The sequence below is a fragment of the Granulosicoccus sp. 3-233 genome, from assembly GCF_052681095.1.
This window is the reverse complement of sequence record NZ_JBQYLE010000004.1, coordinates 27709-49822: the sequence shown is the minus strand read 5'-3', so window position 1 is coordinate 49822 and position 22114 is coordinate 27709. Positions and strand designations below refer to the sequence as shown.

Annotated in this window: 23 protein-coding genes; 12 read left to right on the top strand and 11 right to left on the bottom strand. The window is 57.7% G+C overall.

What is annotated here, in order from left to right:
* Positions 1-4: 4 nt before the first annotated feature.
* On the top strand, positions 5-1228 hold the full coding sequence (gene zigA, locus ACUNV4_RS12185; RefSeq protein ID WP_430878828.1) for a zinc metallochaperone GTPase ZigA: 1224 nt from the start codon (positions 5-7) through the stop codon (positions 1226-1228).
* A gap of 10 nt (positions 1229-1238) precedes the next feature.
* Here zigA and ACUNV4_RS12180 read toward each other — a convergent pair whose 3' ends face one another.
* Positions 1239-3707, bottom strand: a complete 2469-nt coding sequence (locus ACUNV4_RS12180) for a GcvT family protein (protein WP_430878827.1) — start codon at positions 3705-3707, stop codon at positions 1239-1241.
* A 198-nt stretch (positions 3708-3905) separates the two neighbouring features.
* Here ACUNV4_RS12180 and ACUNV4_RS12175 point away from each other — a divergent pair, with 198 nt between their 5' ends.
* The 3 genes from ACUNV4_RS12175 (at position 3906) to ACUNV4_RS12165 (ending at position 6646) form a co-directional block, all read left to right on the top strand.
* Entirely contained in the window at positions 3906-4832 is a 927-nt protein-coding gene (locus ACUNV4_RS12175) for a LysR substrate-binding domain-containing protein (protein ID WP_430878826.1), read from the top strand.
* Between the two features lie 154 nt (positions 4833-4986).
* Complete coding sequence (locus ACUNV4_RS12170; protein ID WP_430878825.1) at positions 4987-5817, top strand: alpha/beta fold hydrolase; 831 nt, start codon at positions 4987-4989, stop codon at positions 5815-5817.
* 28 nt (positions 5818-5845) lie between these two features.
* Positions 5846-6646 (top strand): MipA/OmpV family protein, encoded by an 801-nt coding sequence (locus tag ACUNV4_RS12165; protein ID WP_430878824.1) that lies wholly within the window; start codon positions 5846-5848, stop codon positions 6644-6646.
* Between the two features lie 69 nt (positions 6647-6715).
* On the opposite strand, the gene ACUNV4_RS12160 is transcribed toward ACUNV4_RS12165, so the two are convergent.
* Positions 6716-7768, bottom strand: a complete 1053-nt coding sequence (locus ACUNV4_RS12160) for a serine hydrolase domain-containing protein (RefSeq protein ID WP_430878823.1) — start codon at positions 7766-7768, stop codon at positions 6716-6718.
* Between the two features lie 109 nt (positions 7769-7877).
* On the bottom strand, positions 7878-8204 hold the full coding sequence (locus ACUNV4_RS12155) for a hypothetical protein (protein WP_430878822.1): 327 nt from the start codon (positions 8202-8204) through the stop codon (positions 7878-7880).
* A gap of 280 nt (positions 8205-8484) precedes the next feature.
* Between ACUNV4_RS12155 and ACUNV4_RS12150 the strand changes: the two genes are divergently transcribed.
* From ACUNV4_RS12150 to ACUNV4_RS12125, 6 genes are read left to right on the top strand one after another with little or no spacing between them, the layout of a single operon-like run.
* The gene (locus tag ACUNV4_RS12150) at positions 8485-9522 is read left to right on the top strand and encodes a TRAP transporter substrate-binding protein (protein ID WP_430878821.1); all 1038 of its coding nucleotides are present in this window, start codon (positions 8485-8487) and stop codon (positions 9520-9522) included.
* A 15-nt stretch (positions 9523-9537) separates the two neighbouring features.
* On the top strand, positions 9538-10071 hold the full coding sequence (locus ACUNV4_RS12145; protein ID WP_430878820.1) for a TRAP transporter small permease subunit: 534 nt from the start codon (positions 9538-9540) through the stop codon (positions 10069-10071).
* Positions 10068-11348, top strand: a complete 1281-nt coding sequence (locus tag ACUNV4_RS12140) for a TRAP transporter large permease (protein ID WP_430878819.1) — start codon at positions 10068-10070, stop codon at positions 11346-11348. The genes ACUNV4_RS12145 and ACUNV4_RS12140 overlap by 4 nt, the downstream gene beginning before the upstream one ends.
* Positions 11349-11359: 11 nt before the next feature.
* Entirely contained in the window at positions 11360-12013 is a 654-nt protein-coding gene (locus ACUNV4_RS12135; RefSeq protein WP_430878818.1) for a DUF2848 domain-containing protein, read from the top strand.
* Between the two features lie 31 nt (positions 12014-12044).
* Positions 12045-12914 (top strand): LysR family transcriptional regulator, encoded by an 870-nt coding sequence (locus ACUNV4_RS12130; RefSeq protein WP_430878817.1) that lies wholly within the window; start codon positions 12045-12047, stop codon positions 12912-12914.
* A gap of 15 nt (positions 12915-12929) precedes the next feature.
* Positions 12930-14213 carry an amidase family protein gene (locus tag ACUNV4_RS12125; RefSeq protein ID WP_430878816.1) on the top strand — a complete coding sequence of 428 codons (1284 nt, stop codon included), beginning with the start codon at positions 12930-12932 and terminating at the stop codon, positions 14211-14213.
* On the opposite strand, the gene ACUNV4_RS12120 is transcribed toward ACUNV4_RS12125, so the two are convergent.
* Complete coding sequence (locus ACUNV4_RS12120; RefSeq protein WP_430878815.1) at positions 14205-15020, bottom strand: putative hydro-lyase; 816 nt, start codon at positions 15018-15020, stop codon at positions 14205-14207. The two genes, ACUNV4_RS12125 and ACUNV4_RS12120, sit on opposite strands and share 9 nt — an antisense overlap.
* Before the next feature lie 366 nt (positions 15021-15386).
* Here ACUNV4_RS12120 and ACUNV4_RS12115 point away from each other — a divergent pair, with 366 nt between their 5' ends.
* The gene (locus ACUNV4_RS12115; RefSeq protein ID WP_430878814.1) at positions 15387-15752 is read left to right on the top strand and encodes a PRC-barrel domain-containing protein; all 366 of its coding nucleotides are present in this window, start codon (positions 15387-15389) and stop codon (positions 15750-15752) included.
* Positions 15753-16035: 283 nt separating this feature from the next.
* Positions 16036-16482 carry a DUF2383 domain-containing protein gene (locus ACUNV4_RS12110; RefSeq protein ID WP_430878813.1) on the top strand — a complete coding sequence of 149 codons (447 nt, stop codon included), beginning with the start codon at positions 16036-16038 and terminating at the stop codon, positions 16480-16482.
* Positions 16483-16523: 41 nt separating this feature from the next.
* On the opposite strand, the gene ACUNV4_RS12105 is transcribed toward ACUNV4_RS12110, so the two are convergent.
* From ACUNV4_RS12105 to ACUNV4_RS12075, 7 genes are all read right to left on the bottom strand, one after another.
* Positions 16524-17066, bottom strand: coding sequence for a hypothetical protein (locus ACUNV4_RS12105; protein ID WP_430878812.1), 543 nt, complete (start codon positions 17064-17066; stop codon positions 16524-16526).
* A 458-nt stretch (positions 17067-17524) separates the two neighbouring features.
* The gene (locus tag ACUNV4_RS12100; RefSeq protein WP_430878811.1) at positions 17525-17761 is read right to left on the bottom strand and encodes a Rho termination factor N-terminal domain-containing protein; all 237 of its coding nucleotides are present in this window, start codon (positions 17759-17761) and stop codon (positions 17525-17527) included.
* Positions 17762-18065: 304 nt separating this feature from the next.
* Positions 18066-18926 (bottom strand): SDR family oxidoreductase, encoded by an 861-nt coding sequence (locus ACUNV4_RS12095; protein WP_430878810.1) that lies wholly within the window; start codon positions 18924-18926, stop codon positions 18066-18068.
* Positions 18927-19382: 456 nt separating this feature from the next.
* Positions 19383-19808, bottom strand: a complete 426-nt coding sequence (locus ACUNV4_RS12090; RefSeq protein ID WP_430878809.1) for a DUF6691 family protein — start codon at positions 19806-19808, stop codon at positions 19383-19385.
* Positions 19809-19818: 10 nt separating this feature from the next.
* Positions 19819-20268 (bottom strand): YeeE/YedE family protein, encoded by a 450-nt coding sequence (locus ACUNV4_RS12085; protein WP_430878808.1) that lies wholly within the window; start codon positions 20266-20268, stop codon positions 19819-19821.
* Between the two features lie 108 nt (positions 20269-20376).
* Positions 20377-21531: a glycosyltransferase gene (locus ACUNV4_RS12080; protein WP_430878807.1), complete on the bottom strand. Its 1155-nt coding sequence runs from the start codon at positions 21529-21531 to the stop codon at positions 20377-20379.
* Positions 21532-21533: 2 nt separating this feature from the next.
* Positions 21534-22112 carry an SAM-dependent methyltransferase gene (locus ACUNV4_RS12075; RefSeq protein WP_430878806.1) on the bottom strand — a complete coding sequence of 193 codons (579 nt, stop codon included), beginning with the start codon at positions 22110-22112 and terminating at the stop codon, positions 21534-21536.
* Positions 22113-22114 lie beyond the last annotated feature (2 nt).

The following is a 22114-nucleotide window of genomic DNA, read 5'->3' as shown; positions in this document are numbered from 1 at the left end:
GACAATGAACGACAAACTTCCCGTTACCGTGTTATCCGGATTTCTCGGGGCCGGAAAGACAACTCTTCTGAACCACATCCTGAACAATCGCGAGGGACTGCGCGTTGCGGTCATCGTCAATGACATGTCCGAAGTCAACATCGATGCAGCGATGGTGAATCGGGAGGTGCAACTCAATCGAGCCGAGGAGAAGCTGGTGCAGATGAGTAACGGCTGTATCTGCTGCACCTTGCGCGAGGATCTGCTGGTGGAGATCAATACGTTGGCACGAGAGGGTCGCTTCGACTATCTGGTCATCGAGTCCACCGGCATTTCAGAGCCACTGCCGGTCGCCGAGACGTTCACCTTTCGGGATGATGAGGGGGGTAGCCTGAGTGATGTGGCGCGCCTGGATACCATGGTGACCGTGGTCGATGCGGTGAACTTCAGCATCGATCTGGATGGTGCGGACAGCCTGCAGGAGAGAGGCGAGCATCTCGGTGAGGGGGATGAGCGCACGGTGGCGGATCTGCTGATCGATCAGGTGGAATTTGCCGATGTCATCATCCTGAACAAGATGGACATGATCACCGCGGCGGAACGCGAGCGGCTCGAGCATGCCTTGCGTCAACTGAACCGGCATGCCGAGATCGTGCATGCCCGCTTCAGTGATGTGCCATTGAAGACCGTGCTGGATACCGGCCGTTTCGACTTCGAGCGCGCGGCACGTTCGCCCGGCTGGCTGGCGGAAATGCGCGGGGAGCACACGCCCGAAACCGAAGAATACGGTATTGGCAACTTTGTCTACCGTGCTCGCCGTCCGTTTCATCCGGCTCGCTTCGCCGCTGCCCTGAAGGAGGAGTGGCGTGGCAATGTGCTGCGGTCCAAGGGCTTCTTCTGGCTGGCTTCACGCGTCCAGGTGGTGGGTGAGTGGTCGCAGGCCGGCGGCATTGTCCGCCATGGACCGGCCGGCTACTGGTGGGCGGATACCCCTCGCGAGCACTGGCCGGACGATCCCGAATATCGTGCGTCCATCGAAGCTGCCTTCGACGGTGAGTTCGGGGATCGTCGTCAGGAGATCGTGTTCATCGGACAGAACCTGGAGCCGGATCACACACGCGAGGTGCTGGACAGTTGCCTCCTCAGCGACGAGGAGATGGCTCTGGGTGTCAAGCTCTGGAAGCAACTGGATGATCCGTTTCCACCCTGGTTCGCCAGCGACGAAGAAGAGGAGGCGGTCGTCCATTGAGGCCTGCTGTTCAGGCAAGCCTCATCCGTTCACCGGTCGGGTCATAGGCCGGTGCCCCGAGAATCTCGGCATCATGGAAGACGCCGAGAATCTCCACTTGCACCATGCTTCCCGCAGTGGCATGTTCAGTCGCCACATAGCCCATGGCCATGGATTTTCCGATTCGGTGAGCATACCCGCCCGAGCTGACATAACCGATGGCCTGGCCGTCTTTCAGAATCGCTTCATCGCCGGAGACGTCGATTCCCTCGACGTTGATGATCATGGTGACGAGCTTGCGCTCTGGTCCGTTCTGTCGAAACGACAGCGATGCCTCTTTGCCGACGAACTCCTTGTCCCAGTTGATGAAAGCGTCCAGATTGGACTCGATGGCGTTGAAGTCGGGACGATACTCCAGACTCCAGACCCCCCAGCCCTTTTCCAGCCGCATTGACATGAGTGCGCGGGCTCCATACCAGCGATAGTCCAGATCGGCGCCAGCCTGTTCCAGTGCGTCAGACAGGCGTAGCAGGTACTCGGGTCGACAATGCAACTCGAAACCCAGCTCCCCCGAGAAGCCGATCCGGTTCAGGATAACCGGTACACCGGCCACGAAGGTTTGCCGTACATCACGAAACTTCAGAGCATCGGCACTGACATCCTCACGGGTCAGTCGTGCCAGCAACTCACGTGATTTCGGTCCGGACAAGGCAACGCCGTGCCAGTGGTCACTGACATTGCGGTACTCGACACCGTCTGTCAGACTTTTCTCGAACCAGCGTCGGTGTGCCTCCTGCATGGCGCCGGAGCCGAAGAGCAGGAAATGCTCCTCGCCGAGGCAGGCCACCGTCAGGTCGCCATACAATCTGCCCTTTGGCGTCAGCATCGGTGTCAAGGTCAGCCTGCCTGGTCCGGGAATGAATCCTGCCAGGACATGATCGAGAAAGGCTCGGGCGTTTTTCCCCTTGAATTCGTGCTTGGCAAAGTTGGCCGTTTCGACGCCGCCGACAGCACTCTGCACAGCGGCCACTTCGCGCGCCACATACACGTGACTGCGATTCCGTTCGAAGGTCGGCTCTTCATGCGCATCCTCCGGGCCATCGGCAAACCACAGGGCGTGTTCCAGTCCGAAGCTCTGGCCCATGCGTGCACCCCTGGCACACAAGCGGTCATACAAGGCCGTGGTCTTCTGCATGCGTCCCTTGGGCAGGGTTTCATTCGGGAACGTCATGACAAAGCGACGCTCATAGTTCTCGGCAGATTTGATGGTGCCCCAGTCTGGCGTTGCAAACTCACCAAAGCGAGCGATGTCCATGGCCCAGACATCGATTGACGGCTCACCGTCGATCATCCACTCGGCCATGGTCAGCCCGACCCCGCCGCCCTGACAGAAACCTGCCATGACCCCGACCGCTACCCAGTAGTTCTTCATGCCCGGTACCGGGCCGATCATCGGGTTGCCATCGGGCCCGAAGGTGAAGGGGCCGTTGATCATGTCCTTGATACCGGCATTGCCGATGGCAGGAATTCGTTCAAAGGACATTTCCAGTCGCTCCGCTATCCGGTCGATGTCCGGTGCAAGCAGTTCATGGCCGAAATCCCAGGGCGTACCATCGACTTTCCAGGGCGTGGATGTGGGCTCGTAGGTGCCCAGCAACATGCCTTGCCGTTCCTGGCGGAAGTAGATGTTGGCCTCGTAATCGATACCGGCAGGCAGCCGTACAGCATCCGGCTGATTCATTCGTTCCACGATCTCGGGAATGGGTTCGGTAATCAGATAGTGGTGCTCCATGGGCTGGACAGGCAGATGCAGCCCGGCCATATGGCCCACTTCTCGACCCCACAAGCCGCCGCAATTCACGATGAACTCTGCATTGATGGAGCCATTGGGCGTGCTCACATCCCAGCTGTTATCGGGGCGTTGTGTGCAGGCTGTAACCGGGGTATGGGTGAAATACCTGGCACCATGTACCCGTGCCGACTTGGCAAAGGCATAGGTTGCGCCGGATGGATCAAGATCGCCATCCTGATCATCCCACAGTGCCGCATAGTAGTGTTTCGGGTCAATCAGCGGGTGACGCTCGGCCAGTTCAGCGGGACTGATGAATTCCTGGTTCAGCCCCATGTAGCGGGCCTTCGACCTTTCTCGCTTGAGGTAGTCATACCATTCCCGGGTAGATGCTGCGTAGAAGCCGCCCGTGATATTCAGGCCGACGCTATGACCACTGGTCTCCTCGATTTCCTTGTACAAGTCTATCGTGTAGCTCTGCAGACGGCTGATGTTCGGATCGGAGCTGATCGTGTGGATCTGGCCAGCGGCGTGCCATGACGAACCCGATGTCAACTCGTCACGCTCGAGCAGTACGACATCCTTCCATCCGAATTTGGCGAGGTGAAAGAGAATCGAGCAGCCAACGACACCGCCGCCGATGACGACCACCTTGGCATGAGAGGGCAGGGATCTGGATCCGCCGCTGCTTTCCGTATGAACTTCAGGCATCAGTGATTTGCTCTGGTTGCTGTGATCGTGTTGAACAGTGCCTCGTGAGTCTGCTGGTTCCGGGCCTGTCAGCTCAATCTGCAGGCCATTGCACAGTGGCTCGATGACACCCTTTGCTCCGTTCTGATGGATAATTCTACAAAATGCTTTTTTGACTGTATATATTTAACTCAGGCATGTTCTGGATAATCTGAGGTTATGCAAGATCTGTGGAAGCTGGTCTCATCCCCGCGTCATCTGATGGTGTTCGAAGCTGCGGCGAGGCATCAGTCCTTCACCCGGGCTGCGGAAGAATTGCACACTCATCAGCCTGCCGTGAGTACGGCCATCAAACAGCTGGAGCAAAGTCTCGGGGTTGTGCTGTTCATTCGTGAACACAGGAAGGTGGCACTCACCTCGGCTGGTGCGCGCTTGCATTCCGATGTCACCCGTTCGCTGGAGCAGATACTTCTATCCGCCCGGTCAGTGCAACAGCTGACCGTTGCCGATCACGTCACTCTGAACAGTTCATCGGCATTCAGCCATTACTGGTTGATGCCGCGTCTGGTGGAACTGCATGCGCGTCACCCGGATATCGACTTGCGAATCCAGTCCAGTGATCGGGAACCCGATATCGATGCCGAGAACATCTCTCTGGCGGTTCGACGCGGCAATGGTGACTGGCTGGGCTGCCATGCAGCGCTGATTGCCGATGAGGCAATCTACCCCGTCGCAAGCCCTCAGGTCATGTCAAAGGTGCAGGACGTGCACGGCAGGCCGAATCTGGAAAAGCAGCCATTGATTCATCTGGAAGAACCTGTGCGCGATCGACCTGGGTGGCGGCAATGGTTCGAACATTTCGACTACACCACAAGACCGCCCGACAATGGATTGATCCTGAACGATTATGCCCTGGTGCTGCAGGCTGCCATTGCCGGTGAGGGGATCGCTTTCGGCTGGTGGCATGTGACCGATCGGCTCATCAGACAGGGCGTTCTGGCAGCCAGGAAGGACTGGACGTGGAAAACCGGGCTGGGATTCTATCTGGTGTGGTCGAAAAAACATGAGCTGACGGGGGCTGCAGCACAGACCAGAGACTGGATTCTCGAAACGTGCCGATCCGAACCGGGGCAGAGCCAGCCGTGAAATTCCTGCAATACAGCCCTGTTGTCACGGTGAGTCCGGGCGTACTTGTTAGTATCGATATCACGCGTCCGGATTCATTCATCAAATGCGGCGTTCAGTCTGTTGCAAGACGAATGGGACCGGCAGGTGTTCGATTCAATGGATGGAGGTACGTATGGAAATTCGACAGACACAGCTGGAAGGGTGTGGCTTGCATGTCAGGGATACGGGTGGCGATGGTCATGCCGTGGTACTGGTGCATGGCTGGCCATTGTCCGGCGCCGCATGGGAGGCGCAGTTTCCGGCGCTTCATTCTGCCGGTTACCGTGCCATTGCCTATGACAGACGCGGATTCGGGCAAAGCAAGAAGCCGGAAACAGGCTACGGTTACGACGTGCTTGCCGATGATCTGGCGGCTATGGTGGATGAGATGGATCTGGCCGAATTTTCTCTGGTCGGATTCTCGATGGGAGGTGGCGAAGCTGCCCGCTACCCGGGGCGTTATGGCGAGTCGAGATTGAAATCAGTGGTGTTCGCTTCAGCGGTACCGCCCTGCCTGATGCAATCGGAGGATAATCCGGATGGACCCTTGTCGCCGGAGGACTTCAAGCAGATGCGCGATGCTGTCAGCAATGATCGCGATGGCTTCCTTGAACAGTTCACTCGGGATTTCTTTTCGGTGGAGGGTGAGTTGAAGACCAGTGAAGAGGAGCGACAGAAAGCCCTGCAACTGTGCAAGCAGGCAAAGCAGAGTGCCATGGAGGAGACCATGGACGCCTGGGCCGAGACCGATTTTCGTGCTGATCTGGATACACTGTGTCGCCCCGTGCTTGTACTTCATGGTGACAGCGATGGTATTGTGCCGTTCGAAGGCTCTGGCAAACGGACGGCCGAGCGCATCAGCAGCGCGCGCTCGCAACTGATCGAGGGTGGACCACACGGCATCAATACGACGCATGCCGATGAATTCAACGAGGCGCTCATCGGCTTCCTGAATGCGCTATGAAAACAGTAGGGATTGCGAGTACACGACCATGCGCCATCTCGCCTCGTTCGCTCTGCTGCTGAGCAGTTGTCTGGGCCTGGCAAATGTGCCGGCAACGGCGGCCGAGGATACCGAAGTCGGATTCGGAGTGTATGAAAAGCCGCAGTATCCCGGCGCGGACGAGCAGGAGTGGGTGCTGTTGCCGTCCTTCAGCTGGCAGAACGACAACGTCGCTGTTGCACTGCGAGCCGAGCGACTGTTTCTGGATTTCGTCTCCTCTGATGCTGTCAATGCCGGTTTCATGGTCCGGTACGACGAAGGCAGGGATGAGGGAATTGATGACGTCGTGGTGCGTCAACTGGCCACCGTGCCAGCTGCAGCGGAGCTGGGGCTGTATGTCGAGTCCGGTCTGCCAGTCCGCTGGCTGGGCTGGGATGATCCTGCGCTGGTGATCGGTTCGGTCAATCTGAGAGACGCCGTTGGCGCAGGGCACAAGGGCCAGGTGCTGGAAGTTTCAGGCGGACTGATGCGTGATTTCGGCTCATCCACGTCCGTTACTGTCCAGTTCATCGTGACGCGTACCGACCGCGATTACAACCGGGCCTACTTTGGCGTGAGCGAGTCCGAGTCAGCTGCGACGGGGTTGCCGGTGTTCAATCCGAAGGCCGGTGTGAAAGACACCCGAGTACGTCTGGTCGTGAATCACGAAATCGGACAGCTCTGGAGTGTCGGGATTACCACGAGCCGTGGACGGCTCTCCGACGATCTGGCCGACAGCCCGGTGGTCAGCTTGCGTGGGGAACGCGAACAATGGACCAGTGGCCTCTTCGTGAATCGTCGCCTGAAATAGTCGACCTACTCACTGTCTGCCTCCACCCCACCCCGTGATCGTATCTCGACGCGGTGCATCGGCATGCGTCTACCCTTTGTCCTTGGCTTGTAGTGCTGACAGATAGTTTCCTACCAGCGAGTGCAGTGTCGTCATGTAGCCATGGCTTCTTGCCGGGCGCGAGGTATCCGAGGTGATGGCCACCACAACACCTGCCTGCGGTGCCACGTGAATGACCTGGCCACCATACCCGCGTGCATAGGCAACGGCATGAGTGTCCAGCGTGCGCAGAAACCAGCCATAGCCGTAGGAATCATTGGACCAGGGCGATACGGTACGCGGTTCGAAACTCTGCGTGGCCCAGTCGGCGGCCATCACTGTCTCGCCTTGCCAGCGACCACCGAGGCGGTACAGTTCACCAAAGCGCACCATCTCCAGTGGTGACATCGACATTTCGTTACCACCGAGGTAGCGTCCCTGAGGGTCACGTGTCCACGGCGCAAACTCGATGTCCAGTGGTTTGCCCAGCCATTCACGAGACAGCGTCAGCAGACTCTTGCCAGTCATGGTCGAGAGCATCGCGCCAAGGACATGCCAGCCTGCCGTCGAATACAGCATTCTGCCGCCGGGCGCTGCCGTGAAGGGCCTTGTCAGGGCATGGCGAACCCAGTCGTCGCTCGCGGCCCAGCGGCCATAGTTGCGGCCGGACTGGCGCTCGAGGCCGATACGCATGGTCAGAAAATCCTGCACGCGCAATGCGGCGACACGAGGGTCTGCGCCTGTGGGTATCAGGTTGGCGGCAACCTCGTCCAGTGTGGCGTCGATGCCCGCCAGGCTGCCGTTCTCGAGCGCACAGCCGACCAATGCTGCCACCACCGACTTCGATACGGATTTGATGTTGACTGCCTGCTCCGGCGGCGGGCCATTGAAGGCTTCTGCGAGCACGATTTCCCCTTGTCGCATGACCACCAGTGAGTGCAGTCGATCAATGCGTCTCGCGGCATCAGCGAGGGCGTTGATGCCTGCCGAGACATCAGCCGCCGAGCCAGTGGGCAACGGTGGCTTGTCGTTCAAGGCCATCGCTGGTAGAGCCGTTGCAGCCAGACCTGTGGCGACGCTCTTCAGCAGGGTTCGTCTGTTCATGTTGATACGCAGGTAGCCACGGCGGCTTCAGTTCGCTCATTCAATGATATCCGTAATACGTGGGTTCGACACCGACTGGAAGATTACGCGCATCCGCTGGCGAGCAATGCTAGCGACCGCGTGGGTCTGCCTGCACCCGTGTCAGCGTATCGTGCCAGAGTGACCAGGGTTGCTGGAAGGTTTCCAATACCACGTCGTCCTGCATCAGCGATATCTCGGCCGTATCCACGTTACCGCTGTCAGCCTTCAATTGCAGGGCGCTACCATCTTCTGCCGTCATCTCGAGGGTTCCGCTGCTGAAACTCCACGCCTCAGGATAGGCGGTGAGGAAATCTCCGGTGGTATGGGCAGTCATGGGTTCGCTGGTTGTTACCTCCAGTTCCTGATGATCCGTCAATGCGGAGGTCAGGGTGAAGTTGCCGCGCAGCGCGGCCATGAATTCACTGTTGATGCGAGCCAGCCAGGTGTGACCAATGTGAGTTGTCAGTCGCGGGTCACCGGTCGACGGTCGTGGAGGGTCCTGTTGTCCACGTGGCCGCCGGTTGCTCGAACCTGAGTGATAAGTATTGCTTATCGCTTGGTAGAAATAATTACGATTTGATTTTATACCCGGCTCGCAGCATGCTAGGGCTTCGTCGATTGCACCACACCGGCTGACGGCCGGTTCGGGCATGGACCGACATGTCAGTCCCACACTCGCGAACGGAGAATGAATCATGAAGAGACAACTTGTAATCATCGTTTCTGCCTTTCTCAGCAGCACCGTTGTTGCAGATCAGGAGCTGTCGGTTGTTGGCAGTTGGTCCGGGCTGCCGCTGCACAAGCAATACGAAGCGCCATTCTGGAACGACACCCTGCCTGCCGCCAGCGACGGCACGATCACGGCCAATCTGACCACCCATGACCAGATGGGCATTCAGGGCAGTGATGTCTATCGCATGCTGGGCACGGGGGTGTTCGATGTCGGCATGACCGTGGCTGACTACGCGGTGTCGGATTCTCCTGCGCTGGAAGGGCTGGATGTACCACTGATTGCCAACGATGCCGATGCGGCCAAGGCCATGGTGGAAGCTGCCAGGCCCATGGTGGATGATATCTACAAGGATGTCTTCAATGCCAAGGTGCTTGGTATTGCACCCTATCCACCGCAAGTCGTGTTCTGCAATGCCGAGATCGCCAATCTGGCTGACCTGAAGGGCAAGAAAATCCGGGCATCAGGTCGCATGACCGGCAAGCTGCTCGAGGCTCTCGGCGCAGAAGCCGTCAACGTCGGTTTTGGCGAAGTTCCTGGCGCCCTGCAGCGTGGTGTGGTGGACTGTGCCGTCACGGGTGCCGGATCCGGCTACAGTGCCGGTTGGTGGGAAGTCTCCACTCATCTGCTGCCCATCCCTCTGGGAGGTTGGGATCCGGTGGTCACGGCGATGAACCTGGACAAGTGGAATTCACTGAGCCCGGAGGAACAGACATTGATAGCGGACCAGGTTGCCGCTGAACTGGAAGCCCCGGCCTGGGCATCGGCTCAATCGGCATTGAGCACCGATATTGCCTGTCTGACAGGCGGTGAAGGCGACTGCCCCGGGGACAAGCGCGGCATGATTCTGGTTGAGGCCAGTGAAGCGGATATGCAGACGGCCAGTGATGCCCTGGTGTCGACGGTATTGCCGGACTGGGCCGAACGAGCCGGCGGAGACTGGGCGCAGCGCTGGAATGACAGCGTCGGCAAGGTAGTCGGCATCACGATCGACCAGCCCTGATCGGTCATCGTTGACATGTTCAAGGCACTCGCAACGCTGCAACGCATCAATGAGGGCGTGGCGGTGGCCGCAGGAGCGCTGCTGCTGTGCAGCGTTCTGGTCACCGTCTACGATGTGTTCGCTCGACACTTTGCCCTGTCGCTGGGAGGCACGGATGAGCTTTCCGGTTATGCCATGGCCATCTCCACCAGTTGGGGCATGTGCTATGCATTGACGCATCTGGCACATGTGCGTATCGACCTGCTGCGCAGCCGTTGCCAGTCCCTGGGGCGGGCCATGTTCGATCTGATCGCCATCCTCTCTCTGACCGGTACGGCAGTGATCATTGCCTACCGGGTCTGGCCTGTATTGTCAAAATCGATACAGAACAATTCCACGGCCAATACCACTCTGGAGACACCCTTGTGGATTCCGCAATCCCTGTGGATGGCGGGTTGGGTCTGGTTCGCAGTCTCTGCGCTGTTCATCAGTCTCTGTGTCGTGACGCTGATCTTGCGAGGGCAGTTCGACGACATCAATGAGATCGCCGGACTGCGAGACGAACCATGATTCTGTTCACCTCTACCGGACTGCTGGTTCTGCTGGCCCTGTCCATACCCGTCGGTATCGTACTGTTCCTGCTGGCATTCGGCATCGATACACTGTTCAGTCCATTCCCTCTGATGCGAGGCTTGGGCCAGGTGGTCTGGTCATCTTCCAACAGCGCCACGCTCATTGCCATCCCGTTTTTCGTGTTGCTCGGAGAAATACTGGTCAGAAGCGGGATTGCCAAGCGCACCTACGCTGCCCTGGATGCCTGGGTATCCTGGATGCCGGGCGGATTGATACACGCCAATATTGCCACTGCAACTCTGTTTTCGGCCACGTCCGGTTCCTCGGTTGCCACGGCCGCCACCGTTGCTTCCGTCGCCATGCCGCAGGCCGACCGGCTGGGGTATGACCCGAGACTGTTCTCGGGGGCCATCGCTGCCGGTGGCACACTGGGTATCATGATTCCGCCCTCGATCAATCTGATCGTCTACGGATTCCTGACAGAAACCTCGATACCCAAGTTGTTTCTGGCCGGCTTGATTCCGGGTTTGCTGCTCGCCTTGCTGTTCATGGCAGTCACCGCCTTGCTGTGCAGTGTCCGACCTTCTCTCGGCGGCCCGGGCATCCATGCAGACTGGTCACGTCGCTTGTCGGGTCTGAAGGATCTGATACCCCTGCTGGGGCTGTTCGGCGCCATTGTCGGCTCCATCTATGCCGGCTGGGCGACTCCTACCGAAGCGGCAGCCGTTGGCGTTGCCATGGCCTTTGCCATCGCCATGCTGCAAAAGGCTCTGTCGGTTCGCATGATCCTTGAAAGTCTCAAGGGCACGGTTCGCACCACTGCCATGATCATGCTGGTGGTCATCGGCGCCTATGTACTCAACTTCGTACTCACGGCCGCTGGTATCAGTAGTGCCCTGCAAGGGTTTCTGCAAGGTCTCGGACTGGGGCCACTGGAAACCCTGCTGGTGATCATCCTCATGTACATCGTGCTGGGTTTCTTCATCGAGACACTGTCACTGATGGTGGCCACCATTCCCATCGTGGTACCGATTGTCGTGCAGCTGGGTTATGACCCCCTGTGGTTCGGCATTCTGATGATCATGCTGGTCGAGATGGCCCTGATCACACCACCTGTCGGCCTGAACCTGTACGTGGTGCAAGCGGCCAGAAAATCCGGCAGCTTCAGCGATGTGATGATCGGCGTCATTCCTTATGCCATAGCCATGCTGCTCATGGCGGCACTGCTTGTCATGTTCCCGGCCATCGCACTCTATCTACCGACGCATCTTTGAGGACACTAACCGTGATTTTTACATGTGACAAGCAATCGATCACACTGCAACCGCAGGCACTGACAATTGCCGGCTGGACCGGTAGAAACCCGGATGCCGTGCAGCATCATATCGATGAGCTCAAGGCGCTGGGCATCGCGCCTCCCTCACAAGTGCCTCTCTACTACCGAGTCTCGCAGGCCTTGCTGACGCAGGACGAACACATCACGGTACTCGGCTCGGGAAGCTCCGGTGAAGTGGAGCCCTTGCTGATTCATGCAGAGGGCGAGCTCTGGCTGGGTCTGGCATCGGATCATACCGACCGCGAACTGGAAGCGCATTCGGTGGCCGCATCCAAGCAGGCCTGTGCCAAGCCCTGTGCCCGTGACGTGTGGCGTTACGCCGATGTCCGGGATCACCTCGACGAGCTGGTATTGTCTTGCGATATCCGGGAAGAGGGTGAATGGGTCAATTACCAGCAGGGAAAGCTGGACAGCATCCGGCCGCTGGATGAGCTGCTGGCGGGTCATGCGCTTGCTGCGGGTGCTGCCATGTTGTGCGGCACTCTTGGCGCCATCGGTGGTGTACGTCCTGCCCGGGAGTACCGCATGAGCATTGAGGATCCCGTGCGCAATCGTCGCATCGACATGAGCTATAACGTATCCACATTGCCCATCATCAACTGACGATACACCGCACCCCGGGGGAGATTCTGACATGACACTCGAGCAGCTCAGGACCTTTCTCTGGGTGTCTCGTCTGGGCGGCGTTCGCAAGGCAGCCCAGGAGATGAACATCACCCAACCGGCTGTCTCGGGACGCATCGCTGCGCTGGAAGAGTCATTGGGTACGACTCTGTTCGAACGTACTCCGCGCGGTGTATCGCTGACCAAGCAGGGGGTTCTGCTTCGAGACTATGCTGAAAAGATCGCTGACCTGGTTGAACGCATCAAATCCAATGTGGTTCCTGCCGACAGCGTCAACAGTCTGTTACGCATCGGCGTGGCGGAAACAATCGTTCAGTCCTGGCTGCCGGCCTTCCTGTCATCGTTGTATGAACGCTACCCCAACCTGAATGTCGAGATCACGGTCGACCTGACTGTCAACCTGCGACAGCAGCTGATGGAGCGATCGCTTGATCTGGCCTTCCTGATGGGGCCTGTCTCCGAGTTCTCGGTTGACAATATCGAACTACCGGCCGTGGAACTGGCCTGGTTCACCGCCTGCGACAAACCAACGCCCGACCTTCGTTTGACACCGATCGTATCGTACAATCGACACTCACGACCCTACCGGGAACTGAAGCGTCAACTGACCACACGCTATGGTGATGACATCAAGATCTTTCCGTCCAGCTCGATCTATGCCGCGCTGGAAATGGTGGCATCGGGCATCGGTGTGGGTCTGTTTCCGCGCAGGCTCGGTGATGCCTTGATTCGACAGCAGCGCATTCGCGAATTCGATCCGGGGTGGAAACTGCAACCGCTGAGATTCACCGCATCCTTTGTCGGTGATCCAGTGAACGAACTGTGCAAACAGGCCGCTGAACAGGCTCAGAGAGTTGCGCAGGATTATCTCAATAGCTGAGTGAGAGAAACAGACATGAAAGTCACCTTCCCCTGGACGTCTGCGAGCCCGCAGGAGCGAGTAGACAGAGCCCTGTCTCGAGTCCGGTCCGATGAGCCAGTGCTGCGTCATGTATTCACGCAGATGTTCGAGAAGCGGGCTACGGAACGTTCACGAAGTCTGGTGGTACCTGGCAGCCACCCCATCAGCGGCGCGCTGGTCTCCGTGAAGGACTTGTTTGATGTCGCAGGCTTCGTGACGAGAGCCGGTACCCGTTTCATGGAAGACGATGCGCCTGCCGAACAGGATGCATCAGCCATTCGTCGAATGGTCGAAGCGGGCGCTGTGCCGATCGGTCACACCAACATGACCGAGCTGGCCTATTCGGGGTTGGGCATGAATGCTCACTACGGCACGCCCGAAAGTGTTCTGTACCCGGGTTGCATTGCTGGAGGATCAACGGCCGGTGGGGCGGTGTCGGTAGCTGCAGGTGTCGCCGATATTGCCATCGGCACGGATACCGGAGGGTCCTTGCGCATACCGGCCGCGTTCAATGGCATCGTCGGGTTCAAGCCGAGCCAGTCCGCCATACCGCGACAAGGTTGCAAGCCACTGTCGCAGAGTCTGGACAGTATTGGTCCCATGGCTGCGTCGGTTGAAGCCTGCAGACTGGCCTTTCAGACCATGCGCGATCACCCGGAAACCATCGAGCATCACCTCGAACCGCGTTTCATTGTGCCGGACAACTATGGCATGGACGATTTGGAACCCGAAGTGGCAGCCGCATTCGAACACGCCATTGCCCTGTTGACGGAAGCAGGCTACAGCGTCGAGAAGCGTCATCTGCAAAGCCTTGAAGCACTGAAAACGCTCCCTGTCTGGCATTTTTCAGCGGTCGAATCGCGTGCCAACCATGCATCGGCCTACGAAAACAGTCACGCTGCCATCGATCCGCGCGTTTCCAGCCGCATGGCACGAGCTGATGGTCTCTCGGCCATTGAATATCGCCATACCCTGAATCTGCGTCAGCAGTTGATACGCGATCATCAGCAGGAGATGCAGGGCCGAGTGCTGCTGATGCCAACGGTACCCATGCTGCCGCCGCGCGTGTCAGCACTGGCGGATGATGAGACCTACAACCGCGTCAATCTGCAGGCCTTGCGAAACCCCAGTATTGCCAATGTCATGGATGGCTGCAGCATCTCGCTCCCCCTGACACACGGCAAGGACACCATTGGCGTCATGCTTACGGCGGGTGCCTTGTCCGATCAGGCACTGCTGGATCTGGCTGTTCGCTGTGAAGCGCTGTTCCTACCCTGAATACACCGGCACCTCTGCCTGATCATCGATATCGGTGATCAGCATATGTCCGGGCTTGTGGGTGATCGACAGCGGTAATCCTGCTCGCATCAGAACCTGCTGAGGGGTGACGCCGCAGGCCCAGAACACCGAGGTCTGTTTTCCCAGTGGGGGTGGAGCATCCCCCCAGTCCGGCTTCTGCAGGTCGCTGATACCGATGTCCCGTGCATCGCCCACATGCACCGGCGCCCCGTGTGCCAGCGGAAACCTGCGGCACAGCTCAATGACCTCGTCGACCCGGTCAGCTTCCACCGCACGCATGGTAACCACCATCTCGCCCCCGAATACGCCTGCAGGCTCGGTCATGATGCTGGAGCGGTACATGGGAACGGTCTTGTTGTGTTCGATATGCCAGATGGGAATGCCGGCTTCGATCAGCGCATTCTCGAAAGTGAAGGAACAGCCCAGTGCAAAGGCCACATGGTCTGGTTGCCAGTACGAGTTCAGGTCCGTGACCGTTTCTGCAAGTGCTCCATGGCGGTAGATGTAATAGGCGGGAACATCGGTACGGATGTCGATGTCCGGTCCGAGTGTGTGCATCATGGCATTACCGGTATCCGATACACCGACCAGAGGGCAGGGTTTCGGATTGCGTTGGCAGAAGCGCATGAAGTCCAGCGCATGCTCGGCGGGCAGAATCACCAGATTGGCTTGCAGAAAGCCCGAGGCCATGCCCGCGGTATGGCCCTGATAGTCCGCTTGGCGAATGGCTTCGCGCAACTCGGATACAGAGGCATGGCGCAATCGGGAATACAGGTCAGAGTTCATCACACAAGGTGTATCGGTCGGTGGATGGTGACAGACTCTCGTATACCAGCGTAATGGTCAAATACTTCCTTGCCCCAAACTCGCCAGACCGGAAGATGCCGGCTCCCGGCCTGGCGTATGGGCGTCGGACGCCGCTGGCAGAGGATCTGCCACGCGTCGCTCGAAAAGGCCCGATGGCAGCCGAGTTACCGAGCCACTTCTGCGTCGAGCACGGGCAGAATCAACCGTGAGGGATGGTTGACAATTTTGCACTCGCCGTTTCCGGATAGCCAATTGCTTCATGCTGTGCGCACTCTCAGACCATCGCAATAACGATTGTCTTGCGACAGGCGTGAGTCACTTTCATTTGATGATGGAGTATTGGACATGATGTACAGACACCTGGTATTGGCATCTCTTCTGGTCGCGTCAGGCGTGGTTCAGGCTCAAGCCACCCGCTGGATAGAGATTGAAGACGGTGCAATGATGATCCCGGGATTCAATCTGACGGTTGATGAACTTGACGGAATGGATCTCTATGACAGCACAGGAGAAAAAGTGGGCGAGGTCGACGATGTGCTGATAGGGGAGGATGGCACGAGCATGGCCGCGTCACTGGATATCGGCGGCTTTCTGGGCATTGGTGAAAAGGATGTCGTGGTACCGCTGGAAAGTCTTACCGTGAGTGAAGAAGGTCTTGTCACCAGCATGGACAGGGAAGGGTTGGAGTCTCTGCCGGAGTTTGACGACTAACGGCAGTTTGCCCGCATGTCTGGCAGGATGAAAACGGGAGATTTCTGTCTTGCCGGGTACTGGTCAAGGTTTCAATGAGTAGGTAGTTACTTGTTCCTGACAGACGGTTGTCACGTGATGAAGGGGTGTTTCCCGCTCCTCTACCGACGCGTGACAGCCGTCACAGCGCAGTAGACCGAGCTTGGGAAAGTACGTGACAAGGTAGCTGTGTGTGGACGATACTTAACCTGCTGGTGAAGTGAATGTCGCGCCCACCGGCAATATCAACGTTTGGAGGAAGCTCATGTTGCTCGACGAGAATCAAGCTGCGCTCAATGAGCTGATTGTCCATTTTCGGGAGTCGGCGGATCATTTCGAAGACGCTATCGATCATCTGGAGGACACGCAGCTGCAGGCAACATTCCAGGATATTCTGACCGGACATACCAAGGCGGCAGATGTTCTGTCAGAGGCCGTGAGGAAAACAGGAGCCTTGCCCAGAGCTCAGCATGCGGATCGTGAAGAGGTGCATCAGATCATCACGCATGTGAAGGCCGCCATCGCAGATGACAGCACGCAGGTCTTCCTGCAAGACCGCATCGATCATGAGCAACAGATAGAACGCTTGATTGCCGAAGCGCTTGAATTGGACATGCCGGCTGAGACGCAAGCTCACCTGAAAACACTGTCGGCAACCGAGGCTGTGGTTTTAACCAGATTGGAGAAGGCTCTGGCAGATTGTGCTTCCTGACACGAACTGCCAGTTGCCGACACGATCGAATACTCAGGTTGTCATTCCTGAACCACTGTCCACTGCTTGAGTGAGGCATCTACTTCTTCGCAGGTTTCCAATACCAGTGGACGTTTTACCCAAGGTCCTGCGGGTACGGTTTCCGATACCACGCTGACGCAACGTTCGCTGTCTTCTGCCAGGTGCAGCGTCATGTCGTTTTCGTCGTAGACGAATTGCTGACGTGGATGATCGGAACACTCCAGCATGGCGAACACGGTCAGGTCGGTGGCAATCAGGGCCTGCATGCAGAATCCTTCAAAGGTGTATGACGCTATCTGCCCGGTTTCCACGTTGTACATGAAGCGGGTGTCGTTGCCCATGCTGTCATTCGGTTGATCGGGATCTTGTGGCTTGCACGTATGCGTGTGCATCAGATCCGTTTGACCTGCGCCATAGGTGTCAATGCAGAAGCCGAAGCCATTCGGTTCGTCAAGATTATCGCTCAGTACGATGTAGGGAGCGTCTGTGGGTACCTCTGGCGCATCCGCGAAGGCGAAGGTGCTCAATGCTGCCAGCGCGCCGAGCGCTAAGATGGTTTTCATTTTCACTCTATCCTGACTTGTATTGGAGATTGGAAGCTGGAAAAGCAAGCTTGCCGTAAGCACACGAGCGTTCCTCGTTCAAGGTTCGATGTTGCAAGCTGCTTTTACCTGCGGGTTGGGTTTCTGAACCACGATCAACTCTGCTGCCGTTCGCGCGAAAACTCTCCGCTTGCCACTGCAGAATTCTAACGATTCCGGTGCCAATCAGCTGCGTCTTCCTGGTATGTTAGCATACTATCAATAGAGTGCCACCGTCCAACTGACGGTTTGATAACGATTTCCTCTCGGAATGTGGATGCATTTTTTGGCAGAGTACGGAACGAAATGTCCATGACGTGGTAGTGCGATCGCCCTTAGCGTATTGGATCCGGACTTGTAGAATAAACAGTTTTAGAGAGACGATATATCGTTCATCACGAATACGGGGTCGGATGATGCGATGGCGTCGCGGCTACCCATCAATCGTCACGCAAGGCCTTGATGAGCTGCGATTTGTTCATGGTTGAACGACCACGGATTTCCCGTTCGCGCGCCAGTTCCTTCAATTCGTCCACGCTCCGTTGTTCGTAAGGACGTGAGTCGTGATCAACCGAGTCGTTCGCCTGGGCATTGGCAATTGCCGCGGCCTTCTGTTTCGAGGCCCCTTCTTCGCGAAGCGCCTCATAGGTGTCTTCCTTCTTGATGCGTTTAGCCAAGTGAGTGCTCCCTGCTGTTACGGGTATTGTTTGAACAGAAGCTATCAGATATAGCTCGGCGCTCGACAGGCGTGGTATGAATGACAGACTCATTCTGTCGATGTTGACATACTCTGCGTGCTGCCTTCATCGACGGTACTCAGGATAGTCATGGGCTTGTTCAAGACAGGACGAACGCATCTGACACTGACGAACAGTCCGAACAGTCCGAACAGTCCGAACAGTCCGAACAGCCCGAACACGCTGGAGACGTAATCAGGAAGTGGCCGCCGTGGTCAAGCTGCCGTGGCGTTGCTCGATTCGGTCAGCCTGAAACGGCTTCTCCTCCATTCGGATGCAGTACCTGTCCAGTCATGTAGCTGGAGTCTTCACAGGCGAGAAACAGAAACGACGGCGCTACCTCGTTGGGCTGCCCCGGACGGCCCAGGGGGGAATCCATGCCGAACTCGGAAACCTTGTCCTCGGAGAAGGACGCCGGAATGAGTGGCGTCCAGATGGGACCTGGCGCCACTCCGTTCACGCGAATACCCTTGTCAGCGAACTTGGACCCCAGTGCGCGCACGAGCGCCAGGATGGCGCCTTTGGTCGACGCATAGTCCACCAGCAGGTCCTGTCCTCTGTAGGCGGTTACCGATGTTGTACAGATGATCGATGCCCCACGCTCCAGATGTGGCAACGCCGCTTGCAGGGTGAAGAAGTTGCCGAAGATGTTGGTCCGAAAGGTCTGTTCCAACTGGTCTTCGGAAATATCCTCGAAATTCTCCACAGCATGCTGCTCCGCGGCGTTGGCAACCACGACATCCAGCGACGCGAATTTTTCAATGACCTGTGTCACCGCATTCATGCAGAACGTCTTGTCGCCGACATCCCCTCGAATCAAGAAGCCCTGCGCGCCTTCGGCTTCAATCAAGGACACGGTTTTTTCAGCGTCCTCGTCCTCATTCAGGTACACGATGGCCACATTGGCGCCTTCCCGCGCGAACAGTACGGCGGTTGCTCGTCCAATCCCCGAATCACCGCCGGTAATGATGGCGGTCTTGCCCTTCAAGCGACCGGACCCGGGGTACTTCGGCATGTAATCCGGCACCGGATTCATCTCGTGTTCGTGGCCCGGTTGCTGCTCCTGATGCTGGGGAGGATTCTTGTCAGTGCTGGAATCGTTCATAGGCGCTTCTCCGTATCTGCTGTGGAAAGGGCACCGGGAAGTTTCCGCCGCGTTGCACCTGTATGGCTCGAACGATGAAAATACCTTTTCCATCGTCGGCTCTGCAGCGCTCGACGCTGTCACAACAGCTATCGTTTCCGCAGTGGTGTTCTCATCCGGTTTCGGCAGAAGCTAGCTCAACCGGACGGCAAGACCATCCCGCTGCAATTTTTACTGGATGCAGTGGCCTGATTGACCGAATGTCCGATTGCCCGATTGCCCGATTGCCCGATTGCCCGATTGCCCGAATGCCCGAATGCCCGAATGTCCGAATGTCCGAATGTCCGAATGTCCGAATGTCCGAATGCATCGAGCAGAGTCGGCTCTATCGCCGAGATGATCGCAAATTGCCAGTCGGGTAAGCGTGTGACAGGTCATCGTGTCGTTGCCACCGCAGTCGGCGAGCGCTGGATATTTCTACTTCGAGAAAACAGGCAGGGATTTCACCTTGCCACCCAGCAATATCCCTATCAGCATGGCGGGGAGGAAAACCAGAACACCGGGAGAACCGATCACCAGTGATGTCCACGCAGGACCGGGACAGAAGCCTCCCAGGCCCCAGCCGATCCCGAAAACAGCGGCGCCGCTCAGCAGCGGCGCATCGATGGTGCGCTTGCCAGGGACATCGAACTCCGATGCCATGACCGGTGACTTCATGCGCCAGACCCATCGATAGCCGACAAAGGCGGTGAGCGACGCTCCTGCCATGACGAAGGCCAGACTGGGATCCCAGTGACCGAAGATGTCGAGAAAATTGAGGACCTTGGCCGGATCAGCCATGCCCGAGATGATCAGTCCCAGACCAAAGACAAGGCCTGCGAGAAAGCCGGTTGCGTTGCGCATGTTTCTCTCCTCAGAGGACGTGACGAATGACTGTCGTGGTTGCAATGGCCGCGACGACAAACGTCACGACCGCGGCGAACGAGCGCGGTGATAACCTGGCAAGTCCACACACACCGTGACCGGATGTGCATCCCGAACCCAGCGTGGTACCCACGCCCACCAAAAGACCGGCGATGAGCATGCCGACAAGATTCGACGGCACGCTTTGATGCGGGAACGAGCCGGATACCACCAGATACACTACTGGTGCGACGATGAGTCCTGCCAGAAAGGATAATCGCCAGCCGCGATCGGATGGCCCTTCCTGCCCGGGAATCAAGCCGGTCAGTCCCTTGGTGATACCGCTTATTCCTGCAATCTTGCCGAACAGCCCCATCAGCATGACAGCGCTGAGGCCAATCAGCACGCCGCCAGACAGCGATAGCCAGGGAGTGAATTCAGTGCTTGTTGCGGGTTCCATGACGTTGTTCCTGAGTCCGGTTGAGTGGGCCTGCGGCCTTGACGGGCAAGGATAACAGTATGGTTCGGATAAGCTCATCACCTGCAAACATACGATCATGTTCTCTGATCAGTTGGCAGGTGCACAAGGTCCTTGTTGCACCGCGTGGCGGGCTGCAGTCAGATGTGACTGTCGCGCAAGTGTCACTGCTTTCTTCAGCCTTGCGATTTCCAGCGAAAGCTCGCTCGGGCGTAATCGCACGCGTTCGAGAACCGAACTGTGTCTCTCTATCCAGTGCCACCAGGCAGCGCAGGTATCCATGCCGGGGGGAGCGATGCCGGGATCTATGGACAGTGCTCTCAGGAGCGGTTCGAGCGAGCAGCCTGCATCCAGAAGCTCACGACATTGCACGCGACCGGTGACTCGACGAATTCGGGTATGCGCAGGTTCCAGCGCTTCGTCCACCAGGCTGTCCAGGTCTGCCACGCGTCTTGCCAGCGCGCACGCCATGCCGTCGGGTGCACGTCCCTGCAAGCGGCAGGATGCCTCCACCAGCACGTCCGAGGCATAGCGAATACGATATCCTGAACTTGCCATGCGGGAAATCAGCTCTCTGTCTTCCCCACTGGGTATCGGAGCAAATCCCTTGCTACGCCGATAGGCCGTTCGGGTGAATCCGAGACTTGCCCCGGCGGCGCGGCCATGATGGGGCCACGGGTTGTGCGGATCGGGGTCGACAATCGCATCATATTCCAGTGATACCTCCCAATAGTCATGTTCGAGTTTGCCCGGTGTATGGATCTCCACCGGCAATTCGATCACTTCGCCCGCAAGGGGCTTGACCAGTCCGCAAACGGCATCCATGCTGTCAAGCGCGCGCATCGAACGTGCTATCCAGCGATGGTCGACCAGACAGTCTGCATCTGTGGTCAGTACGTTTCCGCGCTCCTGCAAATAGGGCATGGCGTGATCGATGCCCAGTGAGCGGGCTCTGCCGACACCTTCGGAACGACTGACTACGGCCTCGATGATCAGTGCGGGCAGGCCCGTTTTCTCGATGATCGATTGTGCTACCTGAACAGTCCCGTCCGTACAATTGTTGGCAATAATGACTACCAGTACCGATGACCTGTCCATACCTGACTGTTGATGAAGGGCACTCAGACAGGCATCGATACGACGTTCCTCATTCATGGCGGGGATGACAACCGCGCAGGCAAAACGGCGATACTCCCGGAATGATCGATACACTGTGATCGATGTCTGCCAATCTGTGGAGGTCATACTCACAGGCGTACTCCTGCAGCGGCGCGCGGAAGTCGGTCTATCCGATAGTCACCGGTGCGGGCAACTTCAACCAGTGGGTAGTCACTCTTCAGCTCGTTGATGAAATGCTGCAAGGCGTCTTCTCCTGAGAGCGCGTTGCCGGTGTCCCCGAGCATGTTCACGAACAGCAGTTCCGCCATTGCCCATCGATGATTCAACTGTGCCGCGAGCATTGACAGGCATTCTCTATCCAGGAAATACAGTATCTCGGAAAGCACTATCAATTCCGGGTCGCATGCCGGCAGTTCATCCGGCAGGTATACCTGGCTGAATCGCCCCGAGGGTACTGCCCGTCTTGCTTCGTCCAGTGCAATGGCAACAGCGTCGACACCGACGTAGAGTTCACAGCGTTGATGCAGTGAACGAGCGAGCTCACCATTGCCACAACCGATTTCGAGAATGGTCGAGTAGTGCTCTCGATCGAGGGCTGCCAGCGTCGCAGCATATTTTCTGCGCTCATAATCGCTGGTTCGAAATGACCATGGGTCTGATGAGCGACGATAGAGTTCGTCGAGGAATGCCTGCGTCACGGAGCTCATTG

Excerpts from the sequence above, each read along its gene's own strand:
- zigA (WP_430878828.1), top strand. The coding sequence starts at position 5 with ATGAACGACAAACTTCCCGTTACCGTGTTATCCGGATTTCTCGGGGCC.
- ACUNV4_RS12180 (WP_430878827.1), bottom strand. The coding sequence starts at position 3,707 with ATGCCTGAAGTTCATACGGAAAGCAGCGGCGGATCCAGATCCCTGCCC.
- ACUNV4_RS12175 (WP_430878826.1), top strand. The coding sequence starts at position 3,906 with ATGCAAGATCTGTGGAAGCTGGTCTCATCCCCGCGTCATCTGATGGTG.
- ACUNV4_RS12170 (WP_430878825.1), top strand. The coding sequence starts at position 4,987 with ATGGAAATTCGACAGACACAGCTGGAAGGGTGTGGCTTGCATGTCAGG.
- ACUNV4_RS12165 (WP_430878824.1), top strand. The coding sequence starts at position 5,846 with ATGCGCCATCTCGCCTCGTTCGCTCTGCTGCTGAGCAGTTGTCTGGGC.
- ACUNV4_RS12160 (WP_430878823.1), bottom strand. The coding sequence starts at position 7,768 with ATGAACAGACGAACCCTGCTGAAGAGCGTCGCCACAGGTCTGGCTGCA.
- ACUNV4_RS12155 (WP_430878822.1), bottom strand. The coding sequence starts at position 8,204 with ATGGCCGCGCTGCGCGGCAACTTCACCCTGACCTCCGCATTGACGGAT.
- ACUNV4_RS12150 (WP_430878821.1), top strand. The coding sequence starts at position 8,485 with ATGAAGAGACAACTTGTAATCATCGTTTCTGCCTTTCTCAGCAGCACC.
- ACUNV4_RS12145 (WP_430878820.1), top strand. The coding sequence starts at position 9,538 with ATGTTCAAGGCACTCGCAACGCTGCAACGCATCAATGAGGGCGTGGCG.
- ACUNV4_RS12140 (WP_430878819.1), top strand. The coding sequence starts at position 10,068 with ATGATTCTGTTCACCTCTACCGGACTGCTGGTTCTGCTGGCCCTGTCC.
- ACUNV4_RS12130 (WP_430878817.1), top strand. The coding sequence starts at position 12,045 with ATGACACTCGAGCAGCTCAGGACCTTTCTCTGGGTGTCTCGTCTGGGC.
- ACUNV4_RS12125 (WP_430878816.1), top strand. The coding sequence starts at position 12,930 with ATGAAAGTCACCTTCCCCTGGACGTCTGCGAGCCCGCAGGAGCGAGTA.
- ACUNV4_RS12120 (WP_430878815.1), bottom strand. The coding sequence starts at position 15,020 with ATGAACTCTGACCTGTATTCCCGATTGCGCCATGCCTCTGTATCCGAG.
- ACUNV4_RS12115 (WP_430878814.1), top strand. The coding sequence starts at position 15,387 with ATGATGTACAGACACCTGGTATTGGCATCTCTTCTGGTCGCGTCAGGC.
- ACUNV4_RS12110 (WP_430878813.1), top strand. The coding sequence starts at position 16,036 with ATGTTGCTCGACGAGAATCAAGCTGCGCTCAATGAGCTGATTGTCCAT.
- ACUNV4_RS12105 (WP_430878812.1), bottom strand. The coding sequence starts at position 17,066 with ATGAAAACCATCTTAGCGCTCGGCGCGCTGGCAGCATTGAGCACCTTC.
- ACUNV4_RS12095 (WP_430878810.1), bottom strand. The coding sequence starts at position 18,926 with ATGAACGATTCCAGCACTGACAAGAATCCTCCCCAGCATCAGGAGCAG.
- ACUNV4_RS12090 (WP_430878809.1), bottom strand. The coding sequence starts at position 19,808 with ATGCGCAACGCAACCGGCTTTCTCGCAGGCCTTGTCTTTGGTCTGGGA.
- ACUNV4_RS12085 (WP_430878808.1), bottom strand. The coding sequence starts at position 20,268 with ATGGAACCCGCAACAAGCACTGAATTCACTCCCTGGCTATCGCTGTCT.
- ACUNV4_RS12080 (WP_430878807.1), bottom strand. The coding sequence starts at position 21,531 with ATGACCTCCACAGATTGGCAGACATCGATCACAGTGTATCGATCATTC.
- ACUNV4_RS12075 (WP_430878806.1), bottom strand. The coding sequence starts at position 22,112 with ATGAGCTCCGTGACGCAGGCATTCCTCGACGAACTCTATCGTCGCTCA.